The sequence below is a fragment of the Paucisalibacillus globulus genome (genome assembly GCF_900184735.1).
GTDB classification, from domain to species: Bacteria; Bacillota; Bacilli; order Bacillales; family Amphibacillaceae; genus Ornithinibacillus; species Ornithinibacillus globulus_B.
Window position 1 is genome coordinate 52,204 of the sequence record NZ_LT855385.1, and the last position, 13,723, is coordinate 65,926.

The 13,723-nt window shown below is 37.1% G+C and carries 13 protein-coding genes; 2 read left to right on the top strand and 11 right to left on the bottom strand.

Annotated elements, in window-relative coordinates; genetic code table 11:
* The first annotated feature begins 217 nt into the window (after window positions 1-217).
* Complete coding sequence (locus tag BN999_RS01400; RefSeq protein ID WP_010099041.1) at window positions 218-442, top strand: helix-turn-helix domain-containing protein; 225 nt, start codon at window positions 218-220, stop codon at window positions 440-442.
* Window positions 443-1,037: 595 nt separating this feature from the next.
* Here the strand turns inward: BN999_RS01400 and BN999_RS01405 are convergent.
* The 4 genes from BN999_RS01405 to BN999_RS01420 all read right to left on the bottom strand — a co-directional run bounded on the left by BN999_RS01405 (window position 1,038) and on the right by BN999_RS01420 (window position 4,773).
* Window positions 1,038-1,493, bottom strand: coding sequence for an acyl-CoA thioesterase (locus tag BN999_RS01405; protein ID WP_096269607.1), 456 nt, complete (start codon window positions 1,491-1,493; stop codon window positions 1,038-1,040).
* An 82-nt stretch (window positions 1,494-1,575) separates the two neighbouring features.
* Window positions 1,576-2,340: a succinate dehydrogenase iron-sulfur subunit gene (sdhB, locus tag BN999_RS01410; RefSeq protein WP_096269608.1), complete on the bottom strand. Its 765-nt coding sequence runs from the start codon at window positions 2,338-2,340 to the stop codon at window positions 1,576-1,578.
* 35 nt (window positions 2,341-2,375) lie between these two features.
* The gene (gene sdhA, locus BN999_RS01415; RefSeq protein WP_096269609.1) at window positions 2,376-4,127 is read right to left on the bottom strand and encodes a succinate dehydrogenase flavoprotein subunit; all 1,752 of its coding nucleotides are present in this window, start codon (window positions 4,125-4,127) and stop codon (window positions 2,376-2,378) included.
* A 28-nt stretch (window positions 4,128-4,155) separates the two neighbouring features.
* Window positions 4,156-4,773 (bottom strand): succinate dehydrogenase cytochrome b558 subunit, encoded by a 618-nt coding sequence (locus BN999_RS01420; protein WP_096269610.1) that lies wholly within the window; start codon window positions 4,771-4,773, stop codon window positions 4,156-4,158.
* A gap of 275 nt (window positions 4,774-5,048) precedes the next feature.
* Here BN999_RS01420 and BN999_RS01425 point away from each other — a divergent pair, with 275 nt between their 5' ends.
* On the top strand, window positions 5,049-5,486 hold the full coding sequence (locus BN999_RS01425) for a YslB family protein (protein WP_096269611.1): 438 nt from the start codon (window positions 5,049-5,051) through the stop codon (window positions 5,484-5,486).
* 34 nt (window positions 5,487-5,520) lie between these two features.
* Here BN999_RS01425 and uvrC read toward each other — a convergent pair whose 3' ends face one another.
* From uvrC to BN999_RS01460, 7 genes are all read right to left on the bottom strand, one after another.
* Window positions 5,521-7,320, bottom strand: coding sequence for an excinuclease ABC subunit UvrC (gene uvrC, locus BN999_RS01430; protein WP_096269612.1), 1,800 nt, complete (start codon window positions 7,318-7,320; stop codon window positions 5,521-5,523).
* Window positions 7,321-7,407: 87 nt separating this feature from the next.
* Window positions 7,408-7,722 carry a thioredoxin gene (gene trxA, locus BN999_RS01435; RefSeq protein ID WP_096269613.1) on the bottom strand — a complete coding sequence of 105 codons (315 nt, stop codon included), beginning with the start codon at window positions 7,720-7,722 and terminating at the stop codon, window positions 7,408-7,410.
* 829 nt (window positions 7,723-8,551) lie between these two features.
* The gene (locus BN999_RS01440) at window positions 8,552-9,532 is read right to left on the bottom strand and encodes an electron transfer flavoprotein subunit alpha/FixB family protein (RefSeq protein ID WP_096269614.1); all 981 of its coding nucleotides are present in this window, start codon (window positions 9,530-9,532) and stop codon (window positions 8,552-8,554) included.
* 26 nt (window positions 9,533-9,558) lie between these two features.
* Window positions 9,559-10,332 (bottom strand): electron transfer flavoprotein subunit beta/FixA family protein, encoded by a 774-nt coding sequence (locus BN999_RS01445; protein ID WP_096269615.1) that lies wholly within the window; start codon window positions 10,330-10,332, stop codon window positions 9,559-9,561.
* A 22-nt stretch (window positions 10,333-10,354) separates the two neighbouring features.
* Window positions 10,355-11,128: an enoyl-CoA hydratase gene (locus BN999_RS01450; protein ID WP_096269616.1), complete on the bottom strand. Its 774-nt coding sequence runs from the start codon at window positions 11,126-11,128 to the stop codon at window positions 10,355-10,357.
* Between the two features lie 156 nt (window positions 11,129-11,284).
* The gene (locus BN999_RS01455) at window positions 11,285-11,869 is read right to left on the bottom strand and encodes a TetR/AcrR family transcriptional regulator (protein WP_096269617.1); all 585 of its coding nucleotides are present in this window, start codon (window positions 11,867-11,869) and stop codon (window positions 11,285-11,287) included.
* A gap of 131 nt (window positions 11,870-12,000) precedes the next feature.
* Entirely contained in the window at window positions 12,001-13,704 is a 1,704-nt protein-coding gene (locus BN999_RS01460; protein WP_096269618.1) for a long-chain-fatty-acid--CoA ligase, read from the bottom strand.
* Window positions 13,705-13,723 lie beyond the last annotated feature (19 nt).

The following is a 13,723-nucleotide window of genomic DNA, read 5'->3' on the forward strand; positions in this document are numbered from 1 at the left end:
CGAAATTCCAGTCATATAGTCATATTTTATCATAAAGAAACGAAAAACTTATGAATAATTTATAAAAAGTATTTTTCATAGGTAAAAGGGGGTAAGATAATATATTTTTTTCATCAATGAAATGTGCGCACCTATTAGTATTCTACACATAAGCTATTAGTGACTAAATAATTTCCCTTCATACTGCAGCTCTATGACAGCAAGGAGGGGTTAACATTTGAAGGACAACGAGTATAAACCGAAGCAATTATTAACGAAACGAGAAAAAGAAGTATTTGAGCTCTTAGTTCAAGACAAAACAACAAAGGAAATTGCCCAGGAATTGTTTATTTCTGAAAAAACTGTCCGTAACCACATTTCAAATGCTATGCAAAAATTAGGAGTCAAGGGGCGTTCACAGGCAGTTGTAGAGCTCATCCGCATGGGTGAATTAAAGCTCTAGAAAAAACCGACTTTCCTTATCGAAAGTCGGTTTTTATTTATGGATAGCTATTGATAGTTATTAATACCAAAGTTTATTAGAAACTGTGCGGTAACTAAGCATTATGGTAGCGAATCATACCCGCTACGGAAATACACTCCGCTTTCCGCGGGCGGCTGGTGAGCCTCCTCGTGCTATCGCACTGTGGGGTCTCACCGAAGCCTATCCTCCCGCAGGACAAGGAACGCTACTAGAGCGATACATCGCACGCAGAAAAAGTGATTTTCTTTTTCAAGGAGTCTCCGTGTATTTCCTTCGCTAGTAATAAGTGATTAAGGGCAATAGAACCACTTAAATCCAAAAATATGATTAATAACTAACAATAATTAGAATACTAAACCAGCGCAGGCAGAATACGGAGACTCCTACGGGAATAGCACGTGTCCGAAGACCCCGCAGCGGTGAACTTTCCGCGAGGAGGCTGAGGCCGTGCCCGTGGAAAGCGGAGTATTCTGCCGGAGCGGAATCATACCACTATACCCATTTATTTTTTTGAGAGATTAGCAGTGGTTACCGCACAGTTTCTAGCAAACCGTGTTAAATAACAATAACTTATTTAATTCGTACCACTTGTAACCAATAGTTTTTCTTTGATATCTTCACCCAGAGGTAATGGTTTTCCTGTAGCGGAATTTATATAAACTATCCGTCCTCTACCAGATAGACAAACTTCATCATCCTGATTGACACCCATATAATGAATATCGAATGATGTATTTCCTACTTGTGCTGCCTTAACATAGATCCGTAAACTATCTTGGAAAAACAATTGTCTATGATAATCACATTGTAAGTCAGCTACAATTGGAATTCCCTCTGTATTTGTATTGTCACCAAAAACACCGACTGATTTTAAATATTCTATCCGGGCTTCTTCAAAGTAAATAAAAGGACTAACATTGTTAACATGTCCAAACATATCCGTTTCTGAAAAACGAATACGAATAGGTATAAAAAAGGAAAATTCTTCTCTCCATTTAGTGAAGTCTTCAATATAAGAAATCTTACGCATGATTTACATCCCTTTCACGTTGATGAAAAAAAGACCCCTACCTAACATGCGGTAAGGATCTTGTTGTGTATAAATTTTGGAATTAATGTGCGTTATCGCTACCAAAGAAATTCTTAAATGATTGTACAGTAGCTGCACGGTTCATTGCTGCAATAGAAGTTGTTAATGGAATCCCTTTCGGACAAACTTGTACACAGTTTTGAGAGTTACCGCAACCTACTAGTCCGCCATCTTCCATCAATCCTTCTAATCTCTCACTAGCATTCATTTCACCTGTTGGGTGTGAGTTAAATAAACGAGCTTGAGAGATTGGAGCAGGTCCAATAAAGTTTGATTTGTCATTTACATTTGGACAAGCCTCTAAACAAACTCCACAAGTCATACATTTTGATAATTCATAAGCCCACTGACGTTTTTTCTCTGGCATACGAGGCCCTGGTCCTAAATCGTAAGTACCATCAATTGGAATCCATGCTTTAACTTGTTTTAACGCATCAAACATACGTTCACGGTCAATTACCAAGTCACGAACTACAGGGAATGTAGACATCGGCTCTAGTCGAACTGGTTGTTCTAATTCATCTACAAGTGCCGCACAAGATTGTCTTGGCACTCCATTGATTACCATAGAACACGCTCCACAAACCTCTTCCAAACAGTTCATATCCCATGCTACTGGTGTTGTCTTTTCCCCTTTAGCATTAACGGGATTTTTACGAATTTCCATTAACCCAGAAATAACGTTCATATTTTTACGATATGGAACATTAAATGTTTCGTCATATGGAGCAGAATCTGGGCTATCTTGACGCGTAATAATAAAAGTAACAGTCTTTTGTTCAGCCATTTTCACTTACTCCCTTCGCTATTTGCTTTCCCGTCCTAGTGTTTTGTCGTGTAATCACGTTTACGTGGCGGAATTAAGGATACATCAACATCTTCATAAGAGAACACTGGTGCATTCTCTTTTGCATCAAATTCTGCAATTGTTGTCTTTAACCATTCCTCATCATTACGCTCTGGGAATTCTGGCTTATAATGTGCCCCGCGACTCTCATTACGATTATACGCACCGATTGTAATAACACGAGCCAGATGTAGCATATTTTTAAGCTGACGAGTAAACATAACACCTTGGTTATTCCAGCGAGAAGTATCGTTGATATTAATATTTTCAAAACGCTCAAGTAATTCTTGAATCTTTTCATCGGTTTTTAATAGTTTCGGATTCTCACGAACTACTGTAACATTATCAGTCATCCATTCACCAAGTTCATGGTGAATTTGATAAGCATTTTCTTCTCCGCTCATATTCATAAGAGCCTCGAACTTCTCTTCTTCTTCTTTCACACGTTTTTCGAAAAGACTAGGGTCAATATCTTCTACGTGTTTATCTAAACCATCTGCATATTCAATTGCCTTAGGACCAGCAACCATACCACCATATATAGCAGATAGTAATGAGTTAGCACCTAAACGGTTTCCACCATGCTGTGAATAATCACATTCACCAGCCGCAAAGATTCCAGGAATACTTGTCATTTGATTATAATCAACCCATAGTCCACCCATAGAGTAGTGAACAGCAGGGAAAATTTTCATCGGTACTTTACGTGGATCTTCACCTACGAACTTTTCATAGATTTCGATGATACCACCAAGTTTAACATCAAGTTCTTTAGGATCTTTGTGAGAAAGGTCTAGATATACCATGTTCTCACCATTAATACCTAATTTTTGATTTACACAGACATCAAAGATTTCACGAGTCGCAATATCTCTAGGTACTAGGTTTCCATATGCAGGATATTTTTCCTCTAGGAAATACCATGGTTCTCCATCTTTATATGTCCAAACACGTCCACCTTCACCACGAGCAGATTCACTCATAAGACGAAGCTTATCGTCCCCAGGAATTGCAGTAGGGTGGATTTGAATAAATTCACCATTTGCATATTTAGCACCTTGTTGGTACAGTATGGATGCTGCAGAACCAGTATTAATCATGGAGTTGGTAGATTTACCAAAGATAATTCCTGGTCCACCAGTTGCCATTATAGTTGCATCTGAAGGGAATGATTTAATCTCATGAGTCTTCATATCTTGAGCGACGATACCTCTTCCGACACCTTCATCATCTAATACTGCTCCAAGAAATTCCCATCCCTCATATTTTGTTACCAAACCTTCAACTTCGTAGCGACGAACTTGTTCATCTAATGCATATAATAATTGCTGACCTGTAGTTGCCCCAGCAAATGCTGTACGGTGGTGTTGTGTACCACCAAAACGACGGAAGTCAAGTAAACCTTCAGGTGTACGGTTAAACATAACACCCATACGGTCTAACATATTAATAATTCCCGGTGCCGCTTCACACATTGCTTTTACCGGTGGTTGGTTTGCTAAGAAGTCTCCTCCGTAAACGGTATCATCAAAATGAATCCACGGAGAGTCCCCTTCCCCTTTAGTATTTACTGCACCATTTATACCACCTTGGGCACATACAGAGTGAGAACGTTTAACTGGAACAATTGAAAATAAGTCAACGCTTACACCAGCTTCAGCAGCCTTGATTGTAGCCATTAGACCAGCTAAGCCTCCGCCAACAACAGCGATTTTACGGTTACTCATTATGAAACCTCACTCCTTCTCTCTTTCCTTAAACTCCATAAGCGAATGTAATTAAAGTTCTAATACCGATATAACTAACTACTAAGAACACTAGTATTGTAGCGTATGTAACAATCTTTTGTGATCTTGGTGATTGTGCAATACCCCAAGAAACCAAGAAGCCCCATAAACCATTAGAGAAATGGAAAACAGCAGAAAGAACACCAATAATATAAAACCAGAACATGAATGGATTTGTTAAAATCCCTTCCATAAGACTGTAATCCAAGCTCGCTCCTAAAGCTACTTGTACACGAGTTTCAAACACATGCCACGCAATAAATACTAGCGTAATAATTCCTGTTACACGTTGTACATAAAATAACCAGTTACGGACAAATCCATATCTTCTTACATTGTTTTTAGCAATAAATACAATATAAACCCCTAAAATCGCGTGGAATAAAATGGGTAAATAAATAACAAAGATTTCCAATGCAAGTACGAAAGGAAGATTATGCATGAAGTTTGCTGCTTTATTAAAGCTTTCCTCTCCATATACTGCAAAGTGGTTAATAACCAAGTGTTGAACCATGAAAATCCCGATAGGAACTACCCCGAGTAACGAGTGTAATCTCCTATAAAAATACTCCCTATGTTCCGCCATGTGATACCCCCCCTTAGTTCTTTTGATGATTTTAGTAATTAGTCTGACATTTCACACAAATACAAAAAGAATATTTTTGTCTAAAATGTAGATTTTGCAACATGTTTATTGTACGACTATCTCTAATTAGCGTCAAGAAAAGGTATTCATTTTTAGTCAACGAATAAACATAAATACCATACTCAATACCCTTGCGTTTAAATTAAAATGCATGGATAATATCATTAGACTTATAATGGTACTATGTGACTTTTCTTACAGGAAGGAATCTAACGATGAAAACAAACAAAGAGACGCTTCCAATTGAATTACTGGATCAAATTCAATCAAGAGGGGCAGGATATGATCTACTGCGATATGTAAGTTTGCCAGATTTATTTGGAAATGAAGCAGAAGCATTACTATATTTCATGGGAAGAAACTTAGCTAGAAAATTTGAAATTAATGCCTTAAGTGATATTATTTATTTTTTTGAAAAAGTTGGTTGGGGCAGATTGGAGTTATTTAAAGAGAAGAATAATCAACTTGAATTCCACTTACTCTCCGATGCAGTTGTTCAGCGTTTAGCTATGCCTGTAGATGTAGAATTCCGATTAGAAGCAGGCTTTCTAGCTGAGGCCATTACTATACTTAAAGGTAAAGAGTGTGAGTGTATTGAAGAAGTCAGAAAAAAAATACATCAAGTTGAATTCACCATTATTTTTGTAGAATAAAAAGGATGCTGAGACATTATCCCTGAAAATGGGATTAGTCTTCAGCATCTTTTTTATTTTCCGTTTCATTTAAATGTTGAAGAACAATCTCTGCAACATTTTGCGGGATACCCAATTTAGTTATATCTTGAATTGAAGCATTTCGAATTTCTTTTACTGATTTAAAGTGAGATAATAATAATTTCCTTCTTTTTTCACCCACACCAGGAATTTTATCGAGTTCAGATTGGAATAAGTTCTTTCCACGAAGTTGTCTATGAAATGTAATAGCAAAGCGGTGTACCTCATCTTGTATCCGCTGAATTAAATAAAATTCTTGTGATTGTCTTTCAAGCGGAACAACACTGGGCGGCTCACCATACAATAATTCACTAGTTCTATGTTTATCATCCTTTGCCAGCCCGCATAAGGGAATATCCAATCCTAATTCATTTTCAAGTACATCTATAGCTGCACTCATTTGTCCCTTCCCACCATCTACAAGGATTAAGTCTGGTAAAGGGAGAGAGTCCTTTAGAACACGTGTATATCTTCTTCTGATTACTTCTCTCATTGTTTCATAGTCATCTGGACCTTTAACATCTTTAATTTTATATTTTCGATAATCCTTCTTACTTGGCTTGCCATCCACGAAAACCACCATGGCCGATACCGGGTCTGCACCTTGAATATTTGAATTGTCAAAGGCCTCAATTCGATGAGGTATTTCAATATTTAATGCACTTCCTAGTTTATCAACTGCAAGAATAGTAAGCTCCTCGTCTCGTTCAATAATAGAGAATTTCTCTAGTAAAGAAGCCTTTGCGTTTTCCATTGCTAATTCAACTAACTCTTTTTTCTTGCCACGATATGGAGTATGAACATCAAGCTCTAACAACTCTTGTAATAGTTCTGTTTCTGTACCAATTGGAACAAAAATTTGTTTTGGCTTTGGATGATTTTCGTGTAAATAAAATCTCCCGATAAAGCTAATAAATGTTTCATCTGGTTCATCAAAGAAAGGAAATACAGATACATCTCTTTCTATAAGTTTTCCCTGACGGATAAAGAATACTTGGATACACATCCAACCTTTATCATAACTGTAACCAAATACATCTCGATCGACTCTATCATTTAAGGTCATTTTCTGTTGTTCCATCACGACTTCAATGTGTTGTATTTGATCACGAAGTTCTTTAGCTCGCTCGAAGTTTAACTGTTCACTAGCATCTTGCATTTTTTGAATTAAATTTTGTTTTATTTCTTTAAAACCTCCCTGTAAGAACGAGGTAATATCATGAATAATATCTTTATAATATTCCTCAGAAGGTGGTTTTTCACTACACGCTAAACATTGGTTCATATGATAATACAAACATGGCTTTCCTGAGGGATTATTACATTTTCGCAAAGGATAAATTCTATCAAGTAACTTCTTCGTTTCCCTTGCAGCAATAACGTTTGGGTATGGACCGAAATACCTTCCCTTATCCTTTTTCACTTTACGAGTGATAAGTAATCTAGGATGTCGTTCTGAAGTTATTTTTAAATACGGATAAGATTTATCATCCTTTAACATAACATTATATTTCGGGTCATACTTTTTAATTAAATTCATTTCTAGGATTAGTGCTTCTATCTCAGAAGACGTAATAATATATTCAAAGTCTACGATTTCCTGAACTAATCGTTGTGTTTTTTGGTCATGTGCACCTGTAAAGTAAGAACGAACTCTATTTTTTAATAATTTGGATTTACCTACATATATAATCGTATTATGCTTATCCTTCATAAGATAGCAGCCTGGTTTAGGAGGTAAAACAGCTAATTTTTCTTGAATTTTTTGGTTCATTCTCGTCATCCCTTGTTTAATAGAAAATAATCCCCTGTCACAATATGCAACAAGGGATAGTCTGTAAAGGTTAAACTATATATTAGATTAAGCGTGCTTATTGATCAGTTCAACAAGTGCTTCTTTAGGTTGGAAACCAATTACTTGATCCACAACATTACCATCTTTGAATAGTAATAATGTAGGGATACTCATCACACCATATTTACTTGCTGTTTCTTGATTTTCGTCTACATCTAATTTAACGATTTGTACTTTTTCAGACATTTCGCCATCTACTTCTTCTAGTACTGGCGCAATCATTTTACATGGACCACACCAAGGTGCCCAAAAGTCAGCTAAAACCAAACCCTTGCCAGTTTCTTCTGCAAAGTTTTGATCGGTTACATTCTTAATTGCCACTTTATTTCCTCCTCTTCATACATCATTTCAAAATGAGTATACCATTATTATATAATCCTTACTAACAGTTTGCTTATTCTAGAAATTCTTATCCAAACAATATGCAGTTGAAATGCTTCCTATTTGCTTTTTATCTTCTGAATTGGTGAAACAATGCGATAACTGGTTTAAATACAACACAATTAGTTAGTGGTTATAGCTATACGACACCGCTCCGGCAGAATACTCCGCTTTCCGCGGGCCCGGCCTCAGCCTCCTCGAGGAAAGGTCGCCTCTGCGGGGTCTTCGGACACGTGCTATTCCCGCAGGAGTCTACGTATTCTGCCTGCGCTAGTTTAATTTCCTAAATTATTGTTAGTGCTAAGATTAAACTATAAGGTTAGAAAATCGATGCTATTTTCCAGTAATTTGACCCAATTTAGCAAGGGAAATACAGGGAGACTCCTGCGGGAGGATAGGCATCAGTGAGACCCACGGGGAGCTTTAGCTCTGAGGAGGCTCACCAGCCGCCCGCGGCAAGGTAGACACTGTGAGGTCTTCTCGAACAGATGTCGCCCCTGTGCTGGCAGTAAAAGCGGAGTGTATTTCCGTAGCGGGTATGTTGCTCCCAACCACAGTTATTAGCCGTACAGTTTCTATAAAATAATTGAAAAAGCATATTAAAAGAAAACATCCAATGAAAAAGGTGTAATGATTGATTTTATTCTTTTGTAACTTTTGAAAACCACAGCCCGTATACCTTTCTGACTAGTATACGGGCTGCTCTATTTAGAGATATTAAAAACACCTTGAGAACTATAAAATAGTTCATTATACAGTTTTAGAAAATCTAAGCGTTAACTTTAAGGTTTTTTACTTCTTCAATAAGAATAGGAATTACTTCGAATAGATCTCCTACAATTCCATAGTCTGCAACATTAAAGATGTTTGCTTCTGGGTCTTTATTGATTGCTACTATTACTTTGGAGTTTGACATCCCTGCTAGATGCTGAATTGCTCCAGAAATACCAACTGCAATATATAAATCCGGAGTAACTACTTTACCTGTTTGCCCAATCTGTAGGGAGTAGTCACAATAATCGGCATCACACGCTCCGCGAGATGCTCCAACTGCACCACCTAAAACGTCGGCTAATTCATATAATGGCTTAAATCCATCTGCACTTTTAACACCTCGACCGCCAGCTACAACAACCTTAGCCTCTGATAGATCAACACCTTCTGATGCTTTACGTAATACTTCCTTAATTACAGTACGTAAATCAGATATATCAACTGTCTTTTCCTGAACTTCGCCAGAACGAGAATCATCACGATCTAATGCTGGAATATTGTTTGGACGAATGGTTGCAAACAAAAGACCTTCTGTAATGATTTTATTTTCAAATGCCTTTCCTGAATAGATCGGTCTTGTAAACACAACCTGGTCACCAACTAAGTTAATGTCTACAGCATCTGAAATTAAACCAGATTCTAACTTACTAGCAAGCTTAGGTGTTAAATCTTTTCCTATTGCAGTGTGTCCCATGACAATTGCGTCAGGATTTTCATCTTCAACAACAGCTAAGACAGCTTGACCATAACCATCTGAAGTATAAGTTGCTAACTTTTCGTTCGATACCGTAACAACCCTGTCAGCTCCATAATAGATCATTTCCTGTGCTTGACTATTTAAATCATCAGTACCACAAAGAACACCAATAACTTCAGCATTTGAATTTATTTTTTTCGCTGCACCAATTGCTTCGAAAGTAACATTGCGCAGTACACCATCTCTTGATTCACCAATTACCAATATTTTTTCACTCATCATAATTTCTCCTTTCTGTCATCCAATTATAGTACTTTCGCTTCGTTTCTCAGCAGCGATACCAATTCTTTCACCTGTGAATCAATTTCTCCTTCTAACACTCTACCAGCCTCTTTTTCTGGCGGTAAGAAAATATCAACTGTTTTAGTTTTTGGTTCTAGTTCGTCTTCGTCTAGGTCTAAATCATCTATTTCTAATTTGTCTAACGGTTTCTTTTTTGCTTTCATGATACCAGGTAAGGAAGGGTATCTAGGTTCATTTAGTCCTTGTTGACAAGTAACTAAAAGCGGTAGAGATGTTTCGATTTTTTCAACATCTCCCTCTACATCCTTATCAATTTTCGCTGTATCTCCATCGATCTCTAGATTAGTAATAGTCGTAACATAATTGATTCCTAAACGCTCAGCAAGCCTAGGACCTACTTGACCACTCGCTTCGTCAATAGCTACATTACCAGCCAAAATAAGGTCAACCTCTTTATCTTCAAAAAACGCTTCTAGGATTTTAGTTGTTGTAAACTGATCCCCTTCTTCAAGGTCATCCTCAGTATTGATAAGTACTGCTTTATCAGCACCCATCGCAAGTGCTGTACGAAGTTGTTTTTCTGAATCTTCATCGCCTATGGTTATAACCGTTACTTCCCCACCGTGTTCATCACGTTGTTTAATAGCCTCTTCAACTGCATATTCATCATATGGATTAATGATAAATTCAGCACCATCATCTTCAATACGTCCATTCGATACAACGATTTTTTCTTCTGTATCGAAGGTTTTCTTTAATAAAACATAAATGTTCATGTGTTTTCCTCCTCAAGTTATTCTATTTATCTATAAAATTAGGCTTTCGTTTTTCAATGAAAGCTTGAACCCCTTCTTTTGCATCTTCAGAACCAAAGATTTCCCCAAATGCTTTTGCTTCTGCTTCTGCACCTTGTGCGAAATTTTCAACCTTTGAATATGGTATTAATTTCATAATTCGTTCAATAGAAAGTTTACTCTTAGAAGCAATTTTCGTTGCTAAGCTAGCTGCTACTTCAAAGACTTCTTCTTCGCTTACTACTTGATTTACCAGTCCATATTGGTGAGCTTCTTTTGCTGATATTAATTCACCCGATAAAATCATTTCATATGCTTTTGCTGTACCCACGTATTGTGGTAATCGTTGTGTCCCTGCAAAGCCCGGGATTATTCCAAGTGTTAACTCAGGAAGTCCAAATTTAGCATTTTCTGCAGCGATTCGAATATGACATGCCATCGCTAGTTCCAAACCTCCACCTAGTGAGGCTCCATGAATAGCTGCAATTACCGGGATAGAGAAGTTTTCGATTCGGTCAAAGAGTCGTTGACCATATTTAGATAGCTCTTGATAATCTGAAGCCTTCTGTAAGGAAGTAAATTCCTTAATATCTGCTCCCGCCGAGAAGAATCTACCTTCCCCTTTCAATATAATTGCTTTGACCTTATCTTCCTTTTCAACTATGTCTAGCTTTTCAGAAAGCGCATTCAATAGTTTGCTAGATAGAGCGTTAGCAGGCGGACTTTGTATGGTTAAGGTCGCCACATGCCCATGTAATTCATAGTTTATCGTTCCCAAAGCTTCACACCCTTTCCCTTTTACAAGTATACTTCACCCGAATATACTAAAGATAGTTCTTTATATAAATTCTCTTGTGTACTCGGGTGGATTAGACGTTAAAGGTAACATATATATTAATAAGCCAATTAATTCACCGTAATAACGATATGTAACTTAATTGACTATAATACCTTTCGTAATTAATTGATGAACGGACGGTGCTAAGGCTACTAGATCATATTTCTCTTCGTTCATTACCCAGTTCGTTACCGTTTCATCAAGAGTACCGAAAATCATCTGTCTTATTAGCGGCACATTAATATCGCTTCTAAATAAATTCTCTTCCATTCCTTCTTTTACAATACCATCTATAATAACTAGATAAGGTTTAAGAATGCGATTTATTTCTTGACGTAAGGTTATATTTGATTGTCTTAATTCCAACTGTGTCACGATTGCCAAATGGTGATTTGCTGCTAATTGCCCAAAATGCATTTGAACCAAAGTTAGTAATTTTTCACTAGCATTTTCTTTACCACTCGTTGCAGTAGCAATTTGTTCAATAAATTGTCCCATTTTTTCTTTAAAAACGGAAATCAATATATCTTCCTTGTTCTTAAAATAAAGGTAGATAGTACCGTCAGCCACTCCTGCTTTCTTGGCAATTTTAGAGACTTGGGAAGCATGATAGCCATTCTCAGCAATTACATCCACAGCTGCTTCAATGATTAATTTGTATTTCGGTTTATTATTCTTCATTACTTTTCTCCTTCAAGCGTACAAGCAAAATAGACAAATGAATGAATCATCATTCATATTTTATTGTAAATGCCAAATTAATTTCTGTCAATAAATTGCTTGTACACTTTTCAGGAAAAAACATGAGCTAATTAGCTCAGGGATGTACTGACTTCTATATCTTTTTTGCTTTTTTCTTCATCTATAAGTTGCCTTCTTAGAATTTTCCCGACTGCAGTTTTAGGAAGTTCATCACGAAACTCATAGATTCTTGGAACTTTAAAGGCTGCTAAATTCTCTCTACAGTGTTGGTTTAACTCCTCTTCCGTAACAGCATACCCCTCTTTCAGGACAACATACGCTTTTACAGTTTCCCCTCGATATGGGTCAGGAATTCCTGCAACAACTGCTTCTAAAATGGCTTCGTGCTCATAAAGTACTTCCTCTACTTCGCGAGGATAAATATTGTATCCGCCTGCAATTATCATATCTTTCTTACGGTCAACAATATAGAAATAACCATTTTCATCCATATATCCTAGATCACCAGTCAATAACCATCCGTCTTTTAATGTATTATCCGTATCTTCTGGCTTATTCCAGTAGCCTTTCATTATCTGTGGCCCTTTAACTGCCAATTCGCCGACCTCACCTACTTCGACTTCTTCATATGTTTCCATATTTAAAATCTTAGCATCGGTATCTGGCCATGGAAGACCAATACTACCACTAATTCGATTTCCATATATCAAATTAGCATGTGTAACTGGTGAAGATTCGGTTAATCCATACCCTTCAACAAGCTTTCCGCCAGTAACTTTCTCGAACTTTTCTTGAACGTCTACTGGAAGTGGAGCAGAACCACTAATACAAGCCTCAATGGAGGATAAATCATATTTCTTAAGGTCTGGGTGATTTAGTAAACCAATATAGATTGTAGGAGCCCCAGGGAATAATGTTGGCTTTAATTTATGAATCGTTTTTAAAACATCACCAGCATCAAACTTAGGTAATAAAACCATTTTAGAACCGCTTAAAATTGATAGATTCATAACAGCTGTCATACCATAGACATGGAAAAATGGTAAGACACCTAATACAGTTTCTTCCCCTTTTCTAGTTTTGTAAATCCAAGCATCACACATTTGAGCGTTAGCAACAAGATTTCGGTGAGTCAATATAACTCCTTTTGGAAATCCAGTTGTTCCCCCAGTATACTGAAGTAGTGCAGTATCTTCTATTGGGTTAACCTCTACATGTTGATACTTCGCTTCTGCTTTCTCCATTAAACTAGACCAGACATGTGTATCAGCAGATTCCTCGACCTTAACAACCATGTTATACTGCTTCTTTTGTATAAATGGATAGATTAAGTTTTTAGGAAATGGTAGATAATCCTTTATTCCAGTAACAATCATATGCTCTAACGGAGTATTCTTTTTCACATTACTTACTCTAGGAACAAGTATGTCCAAACATACAATTACTTTCGTACCAGAATCATTTAATTGGTATTCAAGTTCTCTCTCCGTATACAGAGGGTTGGTCTGAACGACAATTGCCCCAGCCATTAAAGCACCATAATAGCCGATAACCGATTGCGGTGTATTAGGCAGCATGATTGCTACACGATCACCTTTTTGAATCCCTAAGCCCTGAAGATAATTAGCAAATTTCTTTGCTTGATTAAAGACTTCAGCATAGGATAATTCCTTCCCCATAAAATAAAGCGCTTTCTTTTCTTTGTAAACAGAAGCTGCTTCCTCTAAAAATTTATGGAGGGGTTTATCATCATATGAGAGCGTAGCGGGTATTTCCTTTGGATAATGCTGATGCCATCTTTTTACTTCCGCCATTAACTAAACCTCCTTTTTT

Excerpts from the sequence above, each read along its gene's own strand:
- BN999_RS01425 (WP_096269611.1), top strand. The coding sequence starts at position 5,049 with ATGAAAACAAACAAAGAGACGCTTCCAATTGAATTACTGGATCAAATT.
- sdhB (WP_096269608.1), bottom strand. The coding sequence starts at position 2,340 with ATGGCTGAACAAAAGACTGTTACTTTTATTATTACGCGTCAAGATAGC.
- BN999_RS01455 (WP_096269617.1), bottom strand. The coding sequence starts at position 11,869 with ATGAAGAATAATAAACCGAAATACAAATTAATCATTGAAGCAGCTGTG.
- BN999_RS01445 (WP_096269615.1), bottom strand. The coding sequence starts at position 10,332 with ATGAACATTTATGTTTTATTAAAGAAAACCTTCGATACAGAAGAAAAA.
- uvrC (WP_096269612.1), bottom strand. The coding sequence starts at position 7,320 with ATGAACCAAAAAATTCAAGAAAAATTAGCTGTTTTACCTCCTAAACCA.
- BN999_RS01405 (WP_096269607.1), bottom strand. The coding sequence starts at position 1,493 with ATGCGTAAGATTTCTTATATTGAAGACTTCACTAAATGGAGAGAAGAA.
- BN999_RS01420 (WP_096269610.1), bottom strand. The coding sequence starts at position 4,773 with ATGGCGGAACATAGGGAGTATTTTTATAGGAGATTACACTCGTTACTC.
- BN999_RS01460 (WP_096269618.1), bottom strand. The coding sequence starts at position 13,704 with ATGGCGGAAGTAAAAAGATGGCATCAGCATTATCCAAAGGAAATACCC.
- sdhA (WP_096269609.1), bottom strand. The coding sequence starts at position 4,127 with ATGAGTAACCGTAAAATCGCTGTTGTTGGCGGAGGCTTAGCTGGTCTA.
- BN999_RS01440 (WP_096269614.1), bottom strand. The coding sequence starts at position 9,532 with ATGAGTGAAAAAATATTGGTAATTGGTGAATCAAGAGATGGTGTACTG.